The following is a 21,007-nucleotide window of genomic DNA, read 5'->3' as shown; positions in this document are numbered from 1 at the left end:
GCGTGCTGCGACAATGTCGGCATGCCGATGTTCACCGATGCGCACGGAGTCCACATCCACTACGAGTCGTGGCGGGTGCCCGACGCGCACGCGGTCGTGCAGCTCGCGCACGGGGTCGGCGAGCACATCGGCCGCTACGGCGAGCTCGTCGAGGCACTGAACGCGGCCGGCTACTCGGTGTGGGCCGACGACCACCGGGGCCACGGGCAGACCGGGTTCGAACAGCACGGCGGCGACCTCACGCGCATGGGTCGCCTCGGCCCCGGCGGGCTCAGGGCGACGATCGACGCCGTGGAGCAGTTCAGCAGCGTCATCCGCGAAGCCGAAGGGCCTGAGCTGCCCCTCGTGTTCCTCGGCAACTCGTGGGGTTCGCTCATGGCGCAGATCATCGTCAATCGCAGCGCAGAGAAGTACGACGGCGTCGTGCTCATCGGCACGGCCTACCGCACGCTGTTCGACATGAACGGCGGCGACCTCAATGCGCGTTACCGCCATCTCGGGCCGACCCCGGTCGAGTGGCTGAGCCGCGACCCTGATGTCGCTGCCGCGTTCATGGCCGACCCGTACACGACCGAGGTGCCGCTTCGAAAGCTGTTCGGTCTCCGCGATGGGGTGCGCCTGCTCGGACGACCCGCGCGCGGCCTGCCGCCGGAACTGCCGCTGCTCATCATGGTCGGATCAGACGACTCGGTCGGTGGCGAGCAGAGCGCCGTGAAGCTCGCGAAGGCGTACGTCACGCGGTCGGGCCTCGTCGACGTCGAGCTCATCGTCTACGAGGGTGCCAGGCACGATATCTTCAACGAGACGAACCGCGAAGAGGTTCGGGCCGACCTCATCCACTGGCTCGACGAGCGATTCGCCGTCGATTGATCGGATGCCGCATTCGTTGATCGAGTAGCGACGCAGGAGCGTATCGAGATCTGGTGACGGGTCCCGATGCGCGTCCTCCTTCGTCGGGCGCTACTCGACCAGCGGGGAGGGTGTCGTCGGGCGCTACTCGACCAGCGGGGAGGGTGTCGTCGGGCGCTACTCGACCAGCGGGGAGGGTGTCGTCGGGCGCTACTCGACCACCGGGGAGGGTGTCGTCGGGCGCTACTCGACCAGCGGGGAGGGCGTCGTCAGGCGCTACTTCTCCCAGCGGGACGCCGCGTCAGATCGCGGCACGCCCGGGCGGCACGTCGAATCCGAGCAGTCTGATGCGCGGATGGCTCGTCAGCTGCGACTCCGTCGCCCACGGGTAGACGATCGTCGTGATGCTGCAGTTGCCGAGCACGGGCAGGAGGTCGCGGTAACCGTCGGGGTCCATGCCCGCGAGCTCGCAGAACAGGAGTCGGATGAGCGTCGCATGCGCGACGATGAGCACCCGGCCCTCGGGAAACTCGGCGACCAGTTCGTCGAGCACCGGGAGCGCGCGCGCGATGCCATCGCGGCCGCGCTCGCCGCCGGGCAGCGGGTTGCTCGCCGGCGCGCGGCAGAAGGCCGCCCATTCCGCCGGGAACTGTTCGGCGAGCTCGTCGGGCGTGAGCCCCTCGGCGTCGCCGAAGTCGATCTCGACGAGACGCTCGTCGAGGCGCAACGCCAGGCCGGTCGTTTCGACGGATGGCGCGGCCGAACGCCGCGCGCGGCTGAGCGGGGATGCCACGATCGCGTCGAGGCTCGCGTCGACCGCCCACGCGCCGAGGGCGGCGGCCTGACCGAGACCGTGCCGAGTGAGCGGAACATCCGAGTTGCCCGCGTATCGGTGGTCGGCGTGCCAAGTCGTCTCGCCATGCCGTGCCAGGTAGAACGTCGTCATGCGCGGCCCCGTCTCTGCGTCCTTTCGATCGTAGGCCGTCTGTCGATGGCCGTCTGTCTATGGTCGTCCGTCGATGGCCGCTGTTGTTGTCCGCAATTCAGGTGCGGAGGTGTGTCGCATGGTCGAAGACACGGCGTGTCGGGCCGACACGCCGTGCGCGCACCTGAATTGCACACAGCGGGCGGATGCCGCGAGGCGGGCGGATGCCGCGAGGCGGGCGGATGCCGCGAGGCGGGCGTCGTCCGGGCGGCGACCGCGCCGAGGCATCCGTAGGCTGTACCGCATGCACGGTGAATACAAGGTGCCCGGTGGCAAGCTCGTGGTCGTCGATTTCGACGTGACCGACGGGGTGATCGTGAACCCACGCGTCGCGGGCGACTTCTTCCTCGAACCCGACGAGGCGCTGGGCGACATCGACGCCGCGCTCGACGGGCTCTCCGCAGCATCCGATGCCAAGCAGATCGCCGCCACGATCACCGCCGGCCTTCGGCACGACGCCGTCATGCTCGGCTTCTCGGCCGACGCGATCGCGGTGGCCGTGCGACGGGCGATGACGGATGCCACGAGCTGGGGTGACTACGAATGGGAGATCGTGCACGACGCCGCCGTGCCGCCGCGCACGCATCTCGCGCTCGACGAGGTGCTCGCGACCCGGGTGGGCGAGGGTCGCCGCAAGCCCACCCTGCGCTTCTGGGAGTGGGACGAGTCGGCCGTCGTCATCGGCAGCTTCCAGTCGGTGAAGAACGAGGTCGACCCCGAGGGCGCCGAGAAGTACGGCTTCGACATCGTGCGACGCATCTCGGGCGGCGGCGCGATGATGATGGAGCGCGGCAACGTCGTGACGTACTCGCTCTACGTGCCGGGCGAACTCGTGCAGGGCATGAGCTTCGCCGATTCCTACGCCTACCTCGACGACTGGGTGCTGCAGGGGTTGCGCGGCCTCGGCATCGAGGCGACGTACCAGCCGCTCAACGACATCGCGAGCCCGCTCGGCAAGATCGGCGGCGCCGCTCAGAAGCGGCTCGGCTCGGGCGGCGTGCTGCATCACGTCACGATGTCGTACGACATCGACAACGAGAAGATGCTCGAGGTGCTGCGCATCGGGCGCGAGAAGATCAGCGACAAGGGCATCGCGTCGGCCGCCAAGCGCGTCGATCCGCTGCGCTCGCAGACCGGCCTCAGTCGTGCGGCGATCATCGAGAGCCTGAAGCAGACGTTCGCGACGCTCTACGGCGCGACGCCCGGCACAGTGTCGGCCGACGAGCTCGCCGAGGCAGAGGCGCTCGTCGAGTCGAAGTTCTCGACGCGGGAGTGGCTCTACCGCGTGCCCTGAGCGAGCGGCGACGGATGTCTCGGGCCGATGCCGGGGCATCCGTGGCCCTGCCCGCCCTTCGCCTTCACTCGGCGGACCGCTGAAGGAGGGGGAGAGTGGGCGCACGAACGCGCGAGCGGGCGGAGGGCGCGCGGCTGGCCCAGTGTCGCCCGTTAGAATCTCGGGGTGGACTGGTGGATCTGGCTCGGCATCGCCGCGCTCGTCGTCGCCTTCGGGGCGGTCGCCGTGCGACGTGGCTGGATCGACCTCTCCGACAAGACCAAGCGCGGTGGCGGTGGCGGCGGCGTCATGATGATCGGCGACGAGGTGTTCGCGCCGCGCAAGCACGAGGCGCAGGCTGAGCTCGATCGGCAGAGCCGCCTGCCCGCACCTGCGCCGGCGCCGGGTGACGGCGACAAGGGCATCGCCTTCGCCGACGACGGTACGGATGCCTCGCGGCCGGCGCCCGCGCGAGCCGACCGCTTCCGCGGCACCATCAGGCTCGACGTCGAATAGCCCGCCGGTCGGCGCGCCGCCCCGTGCCGTTGGTCGAGTAGGCCCGCCAGGGACGTATCGAGACCTCGCAGCCACCGGCAGCCCGGCCAGCCCGATCCACGTTCGTCGAGTAGGCCCGCCAGGGCCGTATCGAGACCTCGCAGCTACCGGCAGCTACTGGCAGCCCGAGCAGCCCGCGTAGCTCGAGCACCCCGCTCGAGCGGCCGCGCCCGCACGCTCACCGGCCCGCGAGCACGCGGGAGGAGACGACCGCACCGAGCGCGAGCACGCCGAGCCCGGCGGCCGCGAACGCCGCAATGACGAGGCTCGCGCCGTCCTCGAACACCCCGCCGAGCGTGGCGCCGAGGGCGATGCCACCATTGAAGAACACGACCATGAGTGCGCTCGCCGTGGCGCGCAGCGCGGGGGAGGCGACCCCGAGCATCCGTGCCTGGAGCATGGCGGGCAGCCCGCCGATCGCGAGGCCCCACGCGAGCACGGCGATCACCACGACCGGCGTGCTCTGCGGCGCGAACCCGAGCGCGGCGAGGGCGGCGGCGAACAACGCCGTCATCGCGACGAGGGATACCGCCGGCCACCGGTCGGCGGTGAACGCCGCGATGACGAGGCCGATGATCCCCGCGGCGCCGAAGCCCAGAAGCAGCGGGCTGATCGAGACGGCCGGCAGCCCCGCGACATCCGTCAGATAGGGCGAAATGTAGGTGAAGAGCGTGAAGCTCGCCGCCGCGGTGAGGGTGCACGCGATGGCCGCCGCGAGCACCGCGCGGATCGACCGGTCGAGTCGACGCCCGTCCGTCGCTGGTGCGCTGCCCGGTGACGAAGGGAGCCGGCGCTGGATGACGACGGCGACGACTGCGAGCGCCACGGCGAGGCCGACGAAGACGAACCGCCAGTCCGCCACCTGGCCGATGACGGTGCCGAGCGGGATCCCGACGACTGTCGCTCCCGATGCGCCCCCGCTGACGATCGCGACCGTGCGCCCCGACGCGCTCGCGTCGACGAGCGAGGTCGCGTAGACCATCACGACCGACCAGAACGCGCCGTGGGCTACCGCGGCGATGATGCGCGAGCCGAGTGCGAACTCGAAGCTCGGTGCGAGGGCGGTCGCGAGGTTGGCGATCGCCATCACGGCCAGCGCGACGACGATGAGGGTTCGCCGGTCGACCCGAGCGGTCAGGCGCACGACCGGGAGGCTCGCGACGATGATCGTGACCGCCCACAGCGAGACGAGCAGTCCGATCGCCGACGCCGAGACGCCGAAGTCCGCGCTCATCGCCGGCAGCAGCCCGGCGGGGATCATCTCGACGGTGACGGTGGCGAAGACGGCGAACGCGAGCGTGAGAAGCGCGAACCAGGGCGTTCGCTCGATCGTTTCGACCGAACGGAGGGTGGTTGTCTCTGCCATGTTTCGAGGCTAAACTTTGACATGAATGTGAAGGTCAAGCCTTTCGGAGGATCCCGTGAAGATCGGTGAACTGTCGCAGCGCACAGGCGTTCCGACGCGCATGCTGCGGTACTACGAGGAGCAGGGGCTCCTCTCATCCGAGCGGCGCCTCAACGGCTACCGCGACTATCCCGAGGGCGCCGTCGAACAAGTCGAACTGGTGCGCGGCCTCATCTCCTCGGGCCTGCCCACAAGGCTCATCGGCATCATGCTCGGCATGGATGGCGTCGAGGGCGAAGAACTCGCGCGCACGTGTTCGAAGAACCTCGCCGAGAGCCTGGCCGACGAACTCGCGACCCTCGACTCGAAGATCGCGTGCCTCACCCGAAGCCGCGAAACGGTGCGCAGTTTCCTGGCGCGTACCCGGCACGCGGAGGTGCTCGGCGACGCCCGCGTGGTGCTCGGTCAGCTCACGTCGTAGTCGCGCCCGAGCGCGCAGCGGAAATCCTCGACTCGCGCCGCTGGCAGAATGGGGCGATGCCGACCGACGAGCCGAACCGCATCATCCATGCGGACAACCTCGCGGTGCTCCCCACGCTGGCAGACGGGCGCTTCACCCTCGTCTACCTCGATCCGCCGTTCAACACGGGCCGCGCGCAGACACGCCAGTCGACGAGGCACGTGCGGCTTCCCGATGCAGCGAAGGGCGACGAACCCGCAGCGGATGCCTCGCGGCCCGGGCCCCCTTCGACAAGCTCAGGGCGGACCGCCATCACCGGGTTCGCGGGCAAGCGTTACGAGCGCATCCGCGGCGACCTGCTGCGCTACGACGATCGTTTCGACGACTATTGGGGTTTCCTCGAGCCGCGACTCGTCGAGGCGTGGCGGCTGCTCGCCGACGACGGCACCCTGTACTTGCACCTCGACTATCGCGAGGCGCATTACGCGAAGGTGCTGCTCGATGCGCTCTTCGGCCGCGAGTCGTTTCTCAACGAGCTGATCTGGGCCTACGACTACGGCGCCAAGGCGAAGCGCAAGTGGCCGACGAAGCACGACACGATCCTCGTCTACGTGAAGAACCCGTCGGCCTACTGGTTCGATTCGACGGCCGTCGACCGCGAGCCGTACATGGCGCCCGGGCTCGTGACGCCCGAGAAGGCCGAGCTCGGCAAGTTGCCGACCGACGTCTGGTGGCACACGATCGTCTCACCGACGGGGCGCGAGAAGACGGGCTACCCGACGCAGAAGCCCGAGGGCATCCTTCGTCGCATCGTGCAGGCCTCGACCCGTGAGGGCGACTGGGTGCTCGACTTCTTCGCCGGCTCCGGCACGACCGGCGCCGTCGCCGCGACGCTCGGCCGCCGCTTCGTGCTCGTCGACGAGAACCCCGAGGCGATCGCCGTCATGAAGGGCCGATTCACGGATGTCGCGAGCGTCGTGTTCGAGCAGGGAGTGCCCGCGCGCTGAGATCGCGGCGTTCGGCGTTCGGCGTTCGGCCTTCGGCGTTTGGCGGCGGTGGCGCTCGGCGAAACGCAGGTGCGCGAGACCCACCTCGAAGGCGAACAGGTGGCGGGGCGAACAGGTGGCGGGCGGTGGAGACCAGCCGGTTGCACGACACCCGCCACGACCTTTTCCCCGTCTACCGTAGTTCGCGAGGGTCGTTGACCGGCAAAAGGTCGTCACGTCACGGCACGGCACGGCGCGGCACGTCACGGGACGGCACGGCGCGGCACGTCACGGCACGGCACGCGGGCGACGCCGAGCGGATGCCGGTGGCTCGCGCTACCCCGACTGCCGCACCACGAGTTCGGTCGGCAGAATCGTCGCCGCCTCGACCTCTTCACCTTGCATGAGCCGCACGAGCTTGAGCGCCATCTCGGCGCCCATCTGCGATGAGGGTTGCCGCACGGTGGTCAGTGCCGGCATCGCCGTGGCGGCGTAGCGGTCGTCGTCGAATCCCACGACCGCGACGTCGGCCGGCACCGACCTTCCGGCTTCGGCGATCGCCGACAGCGCGCCCATCGCCATCTGATCGTTGGCGGCGAAGACCGCGTCGAGTTCGGGTTCCCGCTCGAGCAGGCTTCGCATCGCGGCGGCGCCGGAGGCGGCCGTGAAGTCGCCGTACGCGACGAGGTCGTCGGCGAGCCCCGCCGCGGCGACGACCGAAGTGAAGCCGTGCAGCCGGTCGACCCCGGGCGGCATGTCCTGCGGGCCGGCGATCGTCGCGATGCGGCGCCGCCCGGCGTCGACGAGGTGCTGCGCCGCTGAGGCCGCCCCACGTTCGTTGTCGACGTCGACCGTGTAGCCGCTCGACTCGGCCGGATCGAGCGGGCGCCCGCCGAACACGAGCGGGAGCGACTGCGAGAGGTGCGCGAAGGAGTGGTCGCCCGTGTGGTGCGAGACGACGAGGGCTCCGTCGACGTTACCGCCGAGCAGATACCTGCGGGTCTTGTCGGGGTCGAGCTCGGACTCGATGAGCATGTTCAGCGTGTATTCGGTGCCCGCCAGTGCGAGGGCGACGCCCTGCACGACCGACGCGAAGAACGGGTCGTCGAACACTCGGGCAGCCGATTCGGGCACGATGAGGGCGATGGCCTGCGTGCGCCGGCTCGCGAGCGAACGCGCAGCGCGGTTCGGCACGTAGTTCAGTGCGGCGATGGCCACCTGCACGGCCTCGGCGACATCGGGGCTCACCTTCGGCGATCCGTTGACGACTCGCGAGACCGTCGCGCGTGAGACTCCCGCGCGAGCTGCGACCATCTCGAGGGTCGGCGCCTGGCCGGGCGGAATGCTTCCCGTCATCGTGGCCCCCTTCCCGTGTGCCGGTTCACCCCACGATAGTCGTCGTCGCCGAAGCGGCCTTCGCCGTCGCGATCAGTGCGGCGAACGCCCGTGCGCTGTCTTTCGGCGTGCGCTCGAAGGTGTCGTAGTCGACTCGCACGATGCCGAACCGCTTCTCGTAGCCCCATGCCCATTCGAAGTTGTCGAGCAGCGACCACACGAAGTAGCCGCGCACGTCGGCGCCCTGCTCGATCGCCTCGCCGATCGCGTCGACGTGGTCGAGCACGTAGGCCGTGCGCTCGATGTCGTGCACGGCACCGTCGACCTCTACGACATCGTCGTAGGCCGCACCGTTCTCGGTCACGTAGAGCGGCGGCAGGTTCGGGTACTCCGCCCCCAGGCGCACGAGCAGCCGGGTGAGCCCCTCGGGGTTCACCTCCCAGTCCATCGCAGTGCGCGGCAGACCCCGCGACGGCGTCGAGACGTACTCGCTGCCGGGGAACGGCGAGCGTCCGGGCCGGTCGGTGGGGCGCAGCGACGGCGTGGCGTCGGCGGGCTGCGGATGCCCAGACACGTTGTCGTCGTGATAGTGGTTCACGCCGAGGAAGTCGATCGGCTGGGCGATCTGCTCGAGGTCACCGGGCAGCACCAGCGAGGCCAGCCCGTACTCGCGCACGTCGTCGAGCAGGTCGGCAGGATATGCCCCGAGCAGCATGGGCTCCAGATACATCCGGTTCCAGAGGGCGTCGATGCGCCGGGCGGCCTCGAGATCGACGGGGTCGGTCGGGTCGTTCGGCACCGCGTTCGTGAGGTTCAGCGTGATGCCGAGCCGGATGTCGCGCCCCGAACCAGATCCGGAAGACGCTGTCGCGAGGCTCCTGAGCCTCTCGACGGCCAAACCGTGCGCGAGGTGCTGATGGTGCACCGCCGCGAGCCCCGCCTCCGGGTCGTTCAGGCCGGGGGCGTGCTCGCCGCCGACGTAGCCGATGAGCGATGAGCAGAGCGGCTCGTTGAAGGTCGTCCAGTGCGTGACCCGGTCGCCGAGTGCCTCATAGACCGCCTCGGCGTATTCGGCGAAGCGGTACGCGGTGTCGCGATTGGCCCAGCCGCCCCGCTCCTGCAGCGCTTGCGGCAGATCCCAGTGATACAGGGTGAGCCAGGGCAGGATGCCGGCGCCGAGCAGTTCGTCGACGAGGCGCGAGTAGAAGTCGAGGCCCTCGCGGTTGACCGTGCGGCCGCCGGGTACGACTCGCGCCCACGAGACCGAGAACCGATAGGAGTCGAGGCCGAGGGAGCGCATGAGTGCGACATCCTCGGGCATGCGGTGGTAGTGGTCCACTGCGCGGTCGGGGGTGTCGCCGCCGGCGATCGCCCCGGGAACGCGCGCGAACGCATCCCAGATCGAATCCTCTTTGCCGCCGTCGCGCGCGGCGCCCTCGATCTGCGCCGCGGCGGTCGCCGAGCCCCAGACGAAGCCCGCCGGCCAGTTTCGACGGAATGACGTGTGCTGCTCGTTCAACCCTTCACCGCTCCTTGCATGATTCCCGAGATGAGTTGCCTGCCCGCGATGATGAACAGCACGAGCAGGGGGATGGTCGCCAGCACCGCGCCCGTGAGCACGATCGAGTAGTCGACGTAGTATCCCGACTGCAGCTGGCTGAGTGCCGTCTGCAGGGTGGGGTTCGTCGGGCTCAGCACGATGAGCGGCCAGAGGTAGTCGGTCCACGCCATCATGAAGGTGAAGAGGCCGAGGATCGCCATCGCCGGCCGGGCGGCGGGCAGTGCGACGTTGATGAAGGTGCGGATCTGGTTGGCCCCATCGACGCGGGCCGCTTCGATGAGTTCGTCGGGGATCACGTCGACGAGGTACTGGCGCATGAAGAACACGCCGAACGCGGTCACGAGCATCGGCACGATGACGGCGCCGATGGTGCCAGTCCAGCCGAGTTCGCGCATCACCATGAACAGCGGGATGATGCCGAGCTGGGTCGGGATGGCCATGGTGGCGATCACGAACACCATGAGCCCGTCGCGTCCCTTGAAGCGGAGCTTCGCGAAGGCGTATCCCGCGAGCGTCGAGAACGTCACCACCGAGATCGTGATGATCGCCGAGATGAGGATCGAGTTGCCGAGCGCGAGCCAGAACGGAATCGCGTCGAGCACCTTCGCCGCGTTGGTGAGGAAGTTGCCGCCGGGGATGAGGGGGAGGGTCTCGCCGCGCGTGGCGTTCGTGCTGCTGCCGACGACGACCGACCACCAGAGGGGGTAGGCGCCGCCGATGATGAACGCGGCGAGCAGCCCGTAGATGAGGAAGCCGGGGCGGCTGCCGATGCCCGCGGTGCCGACGGAGCGGCGGCGATTTCGCCCGGCGGATGCCGCGGGGCGGCGTTCCTCGCTCGCGAGATCGACCATGACAGCGGGGATGGGCTCGGGTGTGGCGGTGGTGCTCATGCCTCTCCTCCTCGGGAGGCGCGTTCGCGTGCACGGCGAACACGACGGGTGGGCTTGTCGCCCCCGGCGGCGATGCGGCGGGAGATCAGGAAGTTGATGAGGCCGACCCCGACGATGAGCAGGAACAGCAGCCACGCGACGGCGGCGGCCTCGCCGAAGTCGCGCCGGAAGAAGGCGAGCTCCCACATGAACAGCACCGTGGTTTGGAACTGGCGGTCGCTGCCGCCGATGCCGCCCGCGGTCGAGACGTCGAAGAGACGCGGCTCGGCGAAGATCTGCAGGCCGCCGATCGTGGCGGTGATGATGACGAAGATGAGGGTCGGGCGGATCGAGGGGATCGTGATGGAGAAGAAGCGGCGCACCGCACCGGCGCCGTCGATCGCGGCGGACTCGTAGAGGTCGCGCGGCACCGATTGCATCGCGGCCAACAGGATGAGGGCGTTGTAGCCGGTCCAGCGGAAGTTCACCATCGTGGCGATCGCGATGTGGCTGAGGAAGGTGTCGTGCTTCCACTGCTGGTCGGGGATGCCGAAGACGTTCAGCAGGTTGTTCACGAGTCCGTCGGCCTCGTTGAACGCGCTCGAGAAGATGATCGCCACGGCGACGGGGGTCACGATGTAGGGCAGCAGCACGCTCATGCGCCAGAACGTCGCTGCACGCAGGCCCTGGTCGAGCAGGTAGGCGACGATGAGCGCCACGGTCAGCTGCGGGATCGACGACAGCAGGAAGATGCTGATCGTGTTGCCGATGGAGTTCCAGAACATGCTGTCGCCGAGGATCTCGACGAAGTTGTCGAGGCCGACGAACGGCCCTTGGCCCTTCAGCAGATCCCATTCGTACATCGACACGACGAGGGTGTAGATGAGCGGGAAGAGGCCGACGAGCGCGAAGAGGATGAAGAAGGGCGAGACGTAGAAGTAGGGGGTCGCCTTGACGTCGAAGCGCGAGATGCGCTGACGGAAGGTCAGGGGTTCGGATGCCGCGGCGCGCCGTTGCGGCGTTGAGGTCCCGCTCGCGGGGGGCCGAATGGTGGTGGTCATGCGAAGTCCAGTCGTGGGAGATGACAGGGAAGGAGAGCCCTCGGGGGCGCCCGAGGGCTCTCCTTCCCTCAGTTGGGACTACTCGCCGACGAGCTCGTGGAGCAGCTCGATGGCCTGATCCCAGGCACCGGCGGCATCGACTTCACCGCGGTCGAGCGACGACAGCGGCGGGCCGAAGACGTTCTCCTGGATGACCGAGTCGTCGGGGCCCTTGAACTGGGCCACGACGCCTTCGGCGCGAGTTGCGAGGATCGCTCCGGTGGGGGCGCCGTTGAAGAACTCGTTCGGCGTCGCCTCTTCGGCGAGGGTCTCCTGTGCGCCGATCGTGCTCGGGAAGTTGCCGGCGGCGGCCGACTGCTTCACCTGCTGCTCGGGCTGGGTGAGCCAGTCGGCGAGCTTCGCGGCTGCCTCCTTGTGCTCGGAGGACTCGGGGATCGAGAGGAACGCGCCGCCCCAGTTGGCTGCGCCACCGGGGAAGACGTCAGCGAAGTCCCAGCCGGTTGAGGCGTCGCCGCCACCGGTCTCGACCTGGCCCTCGACGACACCGAGCATCCAGCCCGGGCAGACGAACGTCGCGAAAGTGCCGTCGACGAACGACTTGCCGCCGTTCCAGTCCCACGCGGTCTGTGCGGCCGAGAGGCCGTCGCCGACTGCGCCGGTGAGCAGGTCGAAGTTCGCTTTGAGATCGGCGTTGTCTTCGACGTTCAGTTCGCCGTCGGACGTGTAGTAACCCTCGGGCAGCTGGTTCACCATGGAGTTCCAGACGAACCCGGAGTGGTCGAACCACGCCTTGCCGGTAGCCTCCTGGTACTGCTTGCCCACAGCGAAGTAGTTCGCCCAGTCGCCGTTGAGCAACTCGGCGACGCTCTCGCGGTCGCTCGGCAGGCCGGCCGCCTCGAGCGCAGGGCCGTTGTAGCAGATGCCGGTCGGGCCGATGTCGGTGCCGTAGCCGATGACGCGGCCCTCGGGGTCGGTCGCCTGCTCGTACTTCCAGTCGACCCAGTCGCCCTTGCGGTCGTCGATGCCGTAGTCGGTGAGGTCGACGAACTGGTCGGAGACCTCCATGATGGCGCCGAGCCAGCCTTCCTCGATCGCCACGACGTCGGAGAGACCCGAGCCGGCGGCGAGCTTGGTGAAGGCGTCGGTTCGGGCGTTGCCGCCGGTGTCGATGTTCGTCGCCTCGATCGTGACGCCGGGGTTCGCCTCTTCGTACTCGGTGTAGAGGTCGTCGTATCCGAACGTGCCGAACGTGGTGACGGTCAGTGTGATGTCGCCGTCGCTCTCTTCGCCGCCGCCTGTGGAGCAGGCGGTGGCGAGGAGGGCGATGGTCGCAGCGCCGGCTACGGCCGCGGCGACCTTCGTGTGGCGTGAGAGCTTCACGGTCACTCCTTTGTGTGTGCGTGGACTGGAATGTGTCACAGCGTGAGAGCGCTCTCTTCGGGAACGTGAGAGCGCTCTCACGATTCGAAGTGCGACTCTATGCAGTGCAACCGTGTGCTGTCAAGAGAGCGCTCTCACGTGGCTCATTCGTTACCGAGCCGTGACCCGGGCCGCGACCCGGGCCGGGACGCGATCCGTGACCCGAGCCGTCACGCGAACCCGTGGCCGGAGATGACCGGCGCGGGTGCTTCGAGCGGCCGTTCACGGGCCGTCCAGCGACCCCGGCGTAGACTCGTCCGGTGCCAGCAAGCGAACGCCGAACGTCGTCCGATCAGGTGACGCAGAACCGGCGCATGGTGATCGCGGTCTCGATCAGCCTCGCCCTCATCGCGGTCGCCGTGGTCGTCATCGGTGCCGTCTCAGGCGGCTCGACGGGCAGTGCGACGGCGGGCGGCGCACCCGGTTCGCAGACGCCCGAAGGGCCGCGCCCCGCACCAGGCGAGGCCCCGCCACCCGCGATCGTCGACACCTTCGATCGCACGGCGCACTCCCTCGACGACCCGAACAGCATCTGGGTCGTCGTCAACAAGCTGCGTCCGATGAACCCGCAGGACTTCGAGCCCGACGATCTCGTTGAGGTGCCCGTTCCGCACACCTGGGAGCCGATGCTTCGCCAGGAGGCATCCGATGCGGTCGTCGCGATGTTCCAGGCCGCGTCCGATGAGGCCGACCTCTCGCTCGCCTCGAACAGCGCCTTCCGCTCCTACTCTTCGCAGGAGTCGATCTACGACGGCGACGACCTGCTCACCGCCCGGCCCGGGTTCAGCGAGCACCAGACCGGGCTCGTCATGGACATCGGCGCCGAGAGCGGCGACTGCTCGCTCGCGGCGTGCTTCGGCGACACCGCAGAGGGCATCTGGCTGCGCGACAACGCATGGCGGTTCGGATTCATCATGCGATACCCCGCCGACAAGACGCCAGTGGCCGGCTACGAGTTCGAGCCCTGGCACTTCCGCTACGTCGGGGTGCCGCTCGCCACCGAGATGCACGAGACCGGCTACACGACGCTCGAGGAGTTCTTCGGCCTCCCGGCTGCACCCGAATATGAGTGAGCGGCGTTCCTCGAGCGCATCGAAGAGGCCGCGGCGCGGTCTCTCCCTCACCGTACTGATCATCAACCAGCTGCTCGCGGGCGTGGGGGTGGCTTCGGGCATCGCGGTCGCCGCGCTCCTCGTCGAGCAGATGACGGGCGCCGTCGCGCTCGCGGGTCTCGCGCAGTCGGCGAGCGTGCTCGGGGCGGCGCTGGCCGCCATCCCGCTCGCCAAGCTCGCGGTGCGCTCAGGTCGCCATGTCGCGCTCGCGACGGGATACGCTCTCGCGCTGGTCGGTGCGGTGCTCGTCATCGCGGCCGCGGCGAGCGGCTGGGTGCCGCTCATCTTCCTCGGCCTTGCGGCGTTCGGCGCGGGAGCCGCCGCGGGCCTGCAGGCCCGCTTCGCCGCCACCGAGGTCGCGGCCGCCGGCTTCGAGGCGCGCTCGATGTCGCTCGTGCTGTGGGCCACGACGCTGGGGTCGGTCGCGGGCCCCCTCCTCTCCGCCACCGGCGCCGAGGTCGGTCTCGAACTCGGCCTGCCTCCGCTCGTAGGCCCGTTCCTGTTCTCGGGCGCCGCGTTCGCCCTCTCGACGCTGCTCGTCGCGACGATGCTCCGCCTGCCCAAGCCCGGCACGATGGCAGCGGATGCCTCCGATGCGTCGGATGCCTCCGATGCGTCGGATGCCTCGGATGCCTCGGATGCGTCTCATGCGTCGGATGCGTCTCTGCTCCCCGAGCTCGCCGAAGGAGCTTCCCTCGTGCCGCCCGGCCTCCCTTCGACCGGCTCAGGAAGCTCGACAGGCTCAGGGAGCACCCGCGACCCAGCTCGTCCCGTCGGCGCGTGGCTCGCGTTCCGCACCGCGATCCGCAGCCCGCGTGGCCTCTTCGCGATCCTCGCGATCGTCTGCTCGCATACCGTGATGGTCGGCGTGATGGTGATGACGCCGGTGCACATGACGGCGCACGGCTTGTCGCTGTCGCTCGTCGGCGTCGTGATCAGCATCCACATCCTCGGCATGTACGGCGCGAGCCCGCTCGTCGGATGGCTCGTCGACCGCATCGGCGCCGCTCGCGTGATCGTCACCGGCGCCGGCATCCTCGCGGTCGCCGCACTCATCGGCATCCTGGCGCCGGCCGATGACATGCTGCTCATCCCGCTTGCCCTCGGGCTGCTCGGCCTCGGCTGGTCGTGCGGGCTCATCGGCGGCTCCACACTGCTGACCACATCAGTCGATCCGGCGATCCGGGTGCCGTTGCAGGGCGCGACGGATGCCGCGATGAACTTCGCGGCCGCGGCATCCGCAGCCCTGTCGGGTCTTGTGCTCGGAGCGGCGGGGTTCGCGGGCGTGAACGTCGTCGCGTTGCTCGTGCTGGTGCCGCTCGCCGTCGTCGGTGTGCGTGCGATGGCCGCGAATCGTCGGGTCGCAGCACCCTAAGCGCGACTCGGCGCCGAGATCGCGCTCTCACCGGGTTCCCAGAGTATGAGAGGGTTCCTCACAAATTCGCGTGATGGGGTGTGATGTCCCCCTTAATGCCGACCCGGAATCCCCACCTGTGATCTTCAGCTTCCTCACGCCTGCCTCCACGCCCACTGATCCGTCCGCTCGACGACGCTCGACGTTCCGCGAACCCGTTGTCGGCGACCCTGCTGTCGCTGCCGCTGCCGCTGCCGCTGCCGCTGTCGGGGAGCCGGGTGAGGGGTCGCGCGTTGAATCAGCCCAGGGGTCCGACGCGACGTCGCGTGATGACTCGGCCGGGCGGCCGGGCGAGGGCTCGCGCGATGAGTCCGGCGCGGACTCGGGCGATTCCTCCGATGGTGTCGAGGGACGTCGTGCGCGTCGTGCGCGTCACCGTGCCGAGCGCGTGCGCAACCGCCGCCCGTCGAGCGGAGCGCCGCGCCGGATCCTGGCGTTCGGCTGCGCGAGCGCGATCCTGAGCGTCAGCGCGTTCGGGGCCGTTGCCGCGGCCGACGCCGACGCCGACGCAACCCGCGCGAGTTCGAGCGACCTCGCGGAGCCGACGCTCGCGGCAGCTGCTGCGGCCGATGTGATCACCTCGTCGATCGAGATCTCGGCTCGACCCGCCGTCACGAGCGGGCTCTCGACCGCCGCCGCACCGTTCACCGGTGGCACCCAGGTGACCGTGACGGGGGAGGAGCTCGACCAGGTGGGCCAGGTCGTCGTGGGCGGCGCCGCCGCACCCATCGTCGCCGTCGCCCCGGAGCAGCTCACCTTCCAGGTGCCGGCCGTGGCCGACACCGCCCTCGGTGGTGTCCCGGTGGCATTCACGGATGTCGCGGGGGAGCCTGTCGCCGTCGTGGCGCCGTGGACCGCGACGGTCGCCGGCGCCGCAGTCCCGGTCTCACTCGCAGCCCAGCTGACCGAGATCGACGAAGCGGCCGCGCACGCCGCGTCGCAGTCGCTCACCCTGACCTACACCTCGAACCCCGCGATCGATACGCAGCTGGGCTACGTGCTCACCTACTGGAGCGGTTACAACACGGCCGAGTACACCGTCTTGAGCGGTGTCGATTGCGCGAACTTCACGAGCCAGTCGCTCGTCGCCCGCGGTTGGGCGATGGATGCCGGCTGGTACTACGACCGAGCGACCGGTGCGATGTCGCCCAGCTGGGCGAGCTCGACCGCGATGCGCGACTGGCTGTCCACCCGTCCGGACCTGGCCACGCCGCTCGACGACTCGCAGCGGAGCCTCGTGAAGGTCGGCGACATCGCCCAGTTCGACTGGGACGGTTCGGGCGACCGCGACCACACCGCCGTCGTCACCCGCGTCGACCGGAGTGCCACCGGCACGACCGTCTGGGTCGGCGGCCACACCAAGGACGCCGACTACTGGAACGTCGACGAGGCCCTCGCCTCGGGCGGCGGCGCCGTCACCTACTTCTCGCTGAAGTAACCCGTCGCGCCTGACCGGTGCAGCAATTCAGGAGCGGAGGCGTGTCGCGCCGTCTTGCTCCGGCGCGTCGGGGCAACACGCCGGGTGCCGTCCTGAATTGCTGAATGGTCAGGTGGCCGACCGCCTGTGCGCGGTCCGTTGCGGCGTGCCGGTTCCTGCTACTCGACCGGCGAAGCGCCGAGCGCGGCGTCGACGATCGCCTTGGCCTCGGCCTGCACGAGCCGCAGATGCTCCGGCCCTTTGAACGACTCGGCGTAGATCTTGTAGACGTCTTCGGTGCCGCTCGGCCGCGCCGCGAACCAGGCGTCTGCCGTCTCGACCTTGACACCGCCGATCGCCGCGTCGTTGCCCGGCGCGTGCGAGAGCTTCGCCGTGATCGGCTCGCCCGCGAGTTCGGTGGCGGTGATCGCGTCGCCGTCGAGCTTGCCGAGGGCGGCTTTCTGGGCAGCGGATGCCGCGGCATCCGTTCGCTCGTAGGCGGGGTCGCCGAAGCGCTCGACGAGCTCCGAGTACAAGGCCGACGGCGACTTGCCCGTGACCGCGCGGATCTCGGAGGCGAGCAGGCACAGCAGGATTCCGTCTTTGTCGGTCGTCCAGACAGTGCCATCGAATCGCAGGAACGAGGCGCCCGCGCTCTCTTCACCGCCGAAGCCGACCGAGCCGTCGATGAGGCCCGGGACGAACCACTTGAAGCCGACCGGCACCTCCCAGAGGCGACGACCGAGCGAGTCGGCGACGCGGTCGATCATCGAGCTCGAGACGAGGGTCTTGCCGATCGCGGCATCCGCCCGCCAGTTCGGCCGGTGCCCGAAGAGGTACTCGATCGCGACGGCGAGGTAGTGGTTGGGGTTCATGAGGCCGCCGTCGGGCGTGACGATGCCGTGCCGGTCGGCGTCGGCGTCGTTGCCCGTGAGGATGTCGAAGTCGCCCGCGTGCTCGAGCACGGAGGCCATGGCGCTCGGCGACGACGGGTCCATGCGGATCTTGCCGTCCCAGTCGAGCGTCATGAACGACCAGGCGGGGTCGACGCGCTCGTTGACGACGGTCAGGTCGAGGTCGTAGGCGTCGCGGATCGCACCCCAATACGAGACGGATGCCCCGCCGAGCGGGTCGGCGCCGATCTTGATCTCCGCGGCACGGATCGCGTCGAAGTCGATGATGTTCGCGAGGTCGGCGACGTACTCGCCGCGGAAGTCGTAGGTCTCGACGCCGCTCGGTTCGGCCTGCTTGACGTCCTTCAGCCCGCTCGCGATGAGTTCGTTGGCCCGGTCGGCGATCCATTTCGTGGCATCCGAGTCGGCTGGCCCGCCGTGCGGCGGGTTGTACTTGAAGCCGCCGTCGTGCGGCGGGTTGTGCGAGGGCGTGATGACGATGCCGTCGGCCTGGCCTTCGGCGCGCTTGGCGGGGTCGTTGTTCCACTTCAGGATCGCGTGCGAGAGCGCGGGCGTCGGCACGTAGTCGTCGAACTCGTCGGCGAGCACGCGCACTTCGTTGGCGACGAGCACGTCGAGCGCCGTCGTCTGCGCGGGGGCGCTGAGCGCGTGCGTGTCCGCGCCGATGAAGAGCGGCCCCGTGATGCCCTGCCCGGCGCGGTACTCGACGATCGCCTGGGTGATCGCGAGGATGTGGTCTTCATTGAAGCTCGACGTGAGCGCCGATCCGCGGTGGCCCGAGGTGCCGAATGCGACGCGCTGCGCGGGCTCCGAGGCATCCGGATGCCGCTCGTAATACGCCCTGACGAGCGCCTCCACGTCGATGAGGTCGGATGCGGTCGCCGGGGTGCCTGCTCGCTCGTGCATTCCATCAGTCTGGCACCGTCCCGCACCGTTCCGGGGGTGGTATTGCGCCACCTGCACCGTGAATTCGCCGTCGGGATGTCGCGAAACGACCCCCGGAGCGCATCAGAACGGGAGGGCGTGCACCGCCGTCGCGATCGTGAAGATCGCGAGTCCGGCGAGCGCGCCGACGACGGTGCCGTTGATGCGGATGAACTGCAGGTCGCGGCCCACCTGCAGCTCGAGTTTCTCGGTCGTCTCGCGGGGATCCCAGCGCTCGACGGTCTCGGTGATGACGCCCGCGATCTCGTGCCGGTAGTTGCGCACGACGTAGGCCGCGGCATCCGTCACCCAGGTGTCGACCTTCGCGGCGAGCCCCTCGTCGGCGACGAGGCGGGCGCCGACCTCGACGACCGCCGACGTCAGGCCGGCCCGCAACTCGCTCGTCGGGTCGGCGAGCGAGGCGTCGAGCGTCGCCTTCACCGAGGCCCACGCCTCGCCGGCGAACTCGCGCACGCGCGGGCTCTCGAGCAGTTCGGCCTTCAGCGTCTCGACACGCGCGATCATGGCCGGGTCGTGCTGCATGGCGTCGGCGAGCTCGGCGAGGTAGCGGTCGATCGCGATGCGCAGCGGATGCCCCGGATCCGCGCGCACGGCCCGCACGAACCCGAGCACCTCGCGGTAGGCGCGGTCGTCGACGACGCGGTCGACGAAGCCGGGCAGCCACCGCGGCAGCCGATCGGAGATCATGCTGCCGAATGCTTCGGGGTGCGCATCGAGCCACGCCTCGGCCTTCTCGAGCACGACGTCCACTGCGGCGCGCTGCTGGTGGTCGGCGACGAGTCGGGCGCCGACCCGACCGATCGCGGGCGCCCATTCGGGCTCGAAGAAGTGGCGCCGGGCGAGCCGCTCGATCACGTCTTCAACGTCGTCGTCACCGAGCAGGGTGAGCATGCCACGCGCGGCGACGGATGCCTCGGCGGTCAGCCGCTCGGCGTTGGCGGGCATCGCGAGCCAGCCGCCGAGCCGGCGGGCGATGCCGATCGAGCGGAGCTTGCCGAGCACGACCTCGTCGGAGAGGAATTCGTGCTCGACGAATGCGCCGAGGCTCGCACCGATCTCGTCTTTACGGTTCGGGATGATCGCCGTGTGCGGGATCGGAATGCCGAGCGGATGCCGGAACAACGCCGTCACCGCGAACCAGTCGGCGATCGCGCCGACCATCGCGCCCTCGGCGGCCGCCCGCACGTAGCCGAGCCACGGCACCTGTTCCTGCAGCGCGAACGAGACCGCGAACACGACGGCGGCGACGAGCAGCAGGCTCGTCGCGACGCGCTTCATTCGCCGGAGCGCCTCGAGCCGCTCAGAATCGGTGGGCACGGCCCGGCGTTCATCGATCTTGGTCATCGGCCCCTCCTCGCGCTGCGGGGTGTCGCACGGTGTCGACGCTATCCCGTGTGCGGCTTTGCCGCCGTGCCGACTCGACCGTGCCGACCGTGCGGCCCGTGCCGAACTCCGGATGCAGCGCGCGGCGCGCCGCGCTGGCAGGCTGGACACCGGCGTGTCGCTGTGGGAACTCCGGAGTTTCGCACGCGCCGACAGTCGTAGGCTGGCCTGCATGACGGATGCCGCGCCCCCACCGCCCGAGGAGACGTACTCCTACCTGGGGCCGGCCGGCACCTTCACCGAGGCGGCGCTGAAGCAGGTGCCCGAGGCATCCGGAAAGCACTGGCGGGCCGTGAACAACGTCGGCGAGGCGCTCGCGGATGTCACGAACGGCCGCTCGATCGCCGCGATGATCGCGATCGAGAACTCGATCGACGGCGGGGTCTCGGCCACGCAGGACGCCCTGGCGACCGTGCCCGGACTCCGCATCCTCGGCGAGTACCTCGTGCCCGTGAACTTCGTGCTCGTCGCGCGGCCGGGCACCGCGCTCGCCGAGGTGCGGGTCGTCAACGCCCACCCCGTCGCCTACGCGCAGTCGCGCGGCTGGCTCGAACGCGAGCTCCCCGACCACGGGCACATCCCGGCGTCGAGCAACGTCGCCGCCGCGGCATCCCTCTTCGAAGGCAGCCATGCCGACGCGGCCGTGGCGCCGCCCGGCATCACCGAGCACCTCGACGTCGACGTGCTCGCCCGCGAGATCGGCGACCCCAACGCCGTCACCCGCTTCGTGCTCGTCAGCCGCTCCCGGATGCTGCCCGAACCGACGGGCGCCGACAAGACGAGCATCATCGTCGAACTGCCCGACGACGAGCCCGGCGCCCTGCTCGCGATGCTCGAGCAGTTCTCGACGCGGGGTGTGAACCTGTCGCTCATCCAGTCGCGGCCCATCGGCGATGCCCTCGGTCGCTACCGATTCGTCGTCGACTTCGACGGGCACGTCGCCGACGAGAGGGTCGCCGACGCCTTGCTCGGCCTGCGTCGCACGAGCCCCAAGGTGATCTTCCTCGGCTCGTATCCGCGGGCCGACCAGCAGGAGGTCGCCTACCACTCGAAGTACGATGACGGTATCTTCATCGAGGCCCGCGACTGGCTGCGCGGCCTGCTGAGCGGCGAGCCCGACTGAT

At 69.5% G+C, this 21,007-nt stretch carries 18 protein-coding genes; 9 read left to right on the top strand and 9 right to left on the bottom strand.

The genetic code is table 11. The features are described 5' to 3' along the window. Nucleotides 1–21: 21 nt before the first annotated feature. Nucleotides 22–870 carry an alpha/beta hydrolase gene (locus AC1C2R_RS06595; protein ID WP_495351712.1) on the top strand — a complete coding sequence of 283 codons (849 nt, stop codon included), beginning with the start codon at nucleotides 22–24 and terminating at the stop codon, nucleotides 868–870. A 280-nt stretch (nucleotides 871–1,150) separates the two neighbouring features. Here AC1C2R_RS06595 and AC1C2R_RS06590 read toward each other — a convergent pair whose 3' ends face one another. Next, a complete protein-coding gene (locus AC1C2R_RS06590) occupies nucleotides 1,151–1,795 on the bottom strand; it encodes a histidine phosphatase family protein (protein ID WP_495351711.1) in 645 nt (214 codons plus the stop codon). A gap of 283 nt (nucleotides 1,796–2,078) precedes the next feature. Here AC1C2R_RS06590 and lplAB point away from each other — a divergent pair, with 283 nt between their 5' ends. Both lplAB and AC1C2R_RS06580 read left to right on the top strand, forming a co-directional pair. After that, the gene (lplAB, locus tag AC1C2R_RS06585) at nucleotides 2,079–3,128 is read left to right on the top strand and encodes a lipoate-protein ligase LplAB (RefSeq protein WP_495379399.1); all 1,050 of its coding nucleotides are present in this window, start codon (nucleotides 2,079–2,081) and stop codon (nucleotides 3,126–3,128) included. A 165-nt stretch (nucleotides 3,129–3,293) separates the two neighbouring features. Further along, nucleotides 3,294–3,623 (top strand): hypothetical protein, encoded by a 330-nt coding sequence (locus AC1C2R_RS06580; protein WP_495361314.1) that lies wholly within the window; start codon nucleotides 3,294–3,296, stop codon nucleotides 3,621–3,623. A 217-nt stretch (nucleotides 3,624–3,840) separates the two neighbouring features. Here AC1C2R_RS06580 and AC1C2R_RS06575 read toward each other — a convergent pair whose 3' ends face one another. Beyond that, nucleotides 3,841–5,028, bottom strand: coding sequence for an MFS transporter (locus tag AC1C2R_RS06575; protein ID WP_495379398.1), 1,188 nt, complete (start codon nucleotides 5,026–5,028; stop codon nucleotides 3,841–3,843). Between the two features lie 55 nt (nucleotides 5,029–5,083). Between AC1C2R_RS06575 and AC1C2R_RS06570 the strand changes: the two genes are divergently transcribed. Together AC1C2R_RS06570 and AC1C2R_RS06565 are read left to right on the top strand one after the other, a co-directional pair. Further along, complete coding sequence (locus AC1C2R_RS06570; RefSeq protein ID WP_495379397.1) at nucleotides 5,084–5,488, top strand: MerR family DNA-binding transcriptional regulator; 405 nt, start codon at nucleotides 5,084–5,086, stop codon at nucleotides 5,486–5,488. 56 nt (nucleotides 5,489–5,544) lie between these two features. Then, the gene (locus AC1C2R_RS06565; protein ID WP_495351706.1) at nucleotides 5,545–6,474 is read left to right on the top strand and encodes a DNA-methyltransferase; all 930 of its coding nucleotides are present in this window, start codon (nucleotides 5,545–5,547) and stop codon (nucleotides 6,472–6,474) included. Nucleotides 6,475–6,789: 315 nt separating this feature from the next. On the opposite strand, the gene AC1C2R_RS06560 is transcribed toward AC1C2R_RS06565, so the two are convergent. From AC1C2R_RS06560 to AC1C2R_RS06540, 5 genes are all read right to left on the bottom strand, one after another. Further along, nucleotides 6,790–7,809 carry a LacI family DNA-binding transcriptional regulator gene (locus AC1C2R_RS06560; RefSeq protein WP_495351705.1) on the bottom strand — a complete coding sequence of 340 codons (1,020 nt, stop codon included), beginning with the start codon at nucleotides 7,807–7,809 and terminating at the stop codon, nucleotides 6,790–6,792. A 25-nt stretch (nucleotides 7,810–7,834) separates the two neighbouring features. Continuing rightward, entirely contained in the window at nucleotides 7,835–9,307 is a 1,473-nt protein-coding gene (locus AC1C2R_RS06555) for a glycoside hydrolase family 1 protein (RefSeq protein WP_495379396.1), read from the bottom strand. After that, nucleotides 9,304–10,200 carry a carbohydrate ABC transporter permease gene (locus AC1C2R_RS06550; RefSeq protein WP_495353205.1) on the bottom strand — a complete coding sequence of 299 codons (897 nt, stop codon included), beginning with the start codon at nucleotides 10,198–10,200 and terminating at the stop codon, nucleotides 9,304–9,306. Before AC1C2R_RS06550 ends, AC1C2R_RS06555 begins: the two co-directional genes overlap by 4 nt. A gap of 35 nt (nucleotides 10,201–10,235) precedes the next feature. Then, complete coding sequence (locus tag AC1C2R_RS06545; RefSeq protein ID WP_495379395.1) at nucleotides 10,236–11,279, bottom strand: carbohydrate ABC transporter permease; 1,044 nt, start codon at nucleotides 11,277–11,279, stop codon at nucleotides 10,236–10,238. 78 nt (nucleotides 11,280–11,357) lie between these two features. Beyond that, a complete protein-coding gene (locus AC1C2R_RS06540) occupies nucleotides 11,358–12,659 on the bottom strand; it encodes an ABC transporter substrate-binding protein (RefSeq protein WP_495351702.1) in 1,302 nt (433 codons plus the stop codon). A gap of 299 nt (nucleotides 12,660–12,958) precedes the next feature. On the opposite strand from AC1C2R_RS06540, the gene AC1C2R_RS06535 reads away from it, so the two are divergent. The 3 genes from AC1C2R_RS06535 (at nucleotide 12,959) to AC1C2R_RS06525 (ending at nucleotide 16,662) form a co-directional block, all read left to right on the top strand. Continuing rightward, nucleotides 12,959–13,771, top strand: coding sequence for a M15 family metallopeptidase (locus AC1C2R_RS06535; protein WP_495351701.1), 813 nt, complete (start codon nucleotides 12,959–12,961; stop codon nucleotides 13,769–13,771). Then, nucleotides 13,764–15,185: an MFS transporter gene (locus AC1C2R_RS06530; RefSeq protein ID WP_495379394.1), complete on the top strand. Its 1,422-nt coding sequence runs from the start codon at nucleotides 13,764–13,766 to the stop codon at nucleotides 15,183–15,185. The genes AC1C2R_RS06535 and AC1C2R_RS06530 overlap by 8 nt, the downstream gene beginning before the upstream one ends. A gap of 427 nt (nucleotides 15,186–15,612) precedes the next feature. Beyond that, entirely contained in the window at nucleotides 15,613–16,662 is a 1,050-nt protein-coding gene (locus AC1C2R_RS06525) for an amidase domain-containing protein (protein ID WP_495351699.1), read from the top strand. A gap of 158 nt (nucleotides 16,663–16,820) precedes the next feature. Here the strand turns inward: AC1C2R_RS06525 and pgm are convergent, their stop codons facing one another. Together pgm and AC1C2R_RS06515 are read right to left on the bottom strand one after the other, a co-directional pair. Then, a complete protein-coding gene (gene pgm / locus AC1C2R_RS06520; protein ID WP_495351698.1) occupies nucleotides 16,821–18,461 on the bottom strand; it encodes a phosphoglucomutase (alpha-D-glucose-1,6-bisphosphate-dependent) in 1,641 nt (546 codons plus the stop codon). Nucleotides 18,462–18,563: 102 nt separating this feature from the next. Beyond that, the gene (locus AC1C2R_RS06515; protein WP_495379393.1) at nucleotides 18,564–19,844 is read right to left on the bottom strand and encodes a DUF445 domain-containing protein; all 1,281 of its coding nucleotides are present in this window, start codon (nucleotides 19,842–19,844) and stop codon (nucleotides 18,564–18,566) included. Nucleotides 19,845–20,055: 211 nt separating this feature from the next. Here AC1C2R_RS06515 and pheA point away from each other — a divergent pair, with 211 nt between their 5' ends. Continuing rightward, nucleotides 20,056–21,006: a prephenate dehydratase gene (gene pheA / locus AC1C2R_RS06510; protein ID WP_495379392.1), complete on the top strand. Its 951-nt coding sequence runs from the start codon at nucleotides 20,056–20,058 to the stop codon at nucleotides 21,004–21,006. Nucleotide 21,007: the final 1 nt, after the last annotated feature.

The sequence above is a fragment of the Agromyces sp. Y182 genome (genome assembly GCF_059445385.1).
This window is presented reverse-complemented; position numbering and strand designations above follow the sequence as displayed.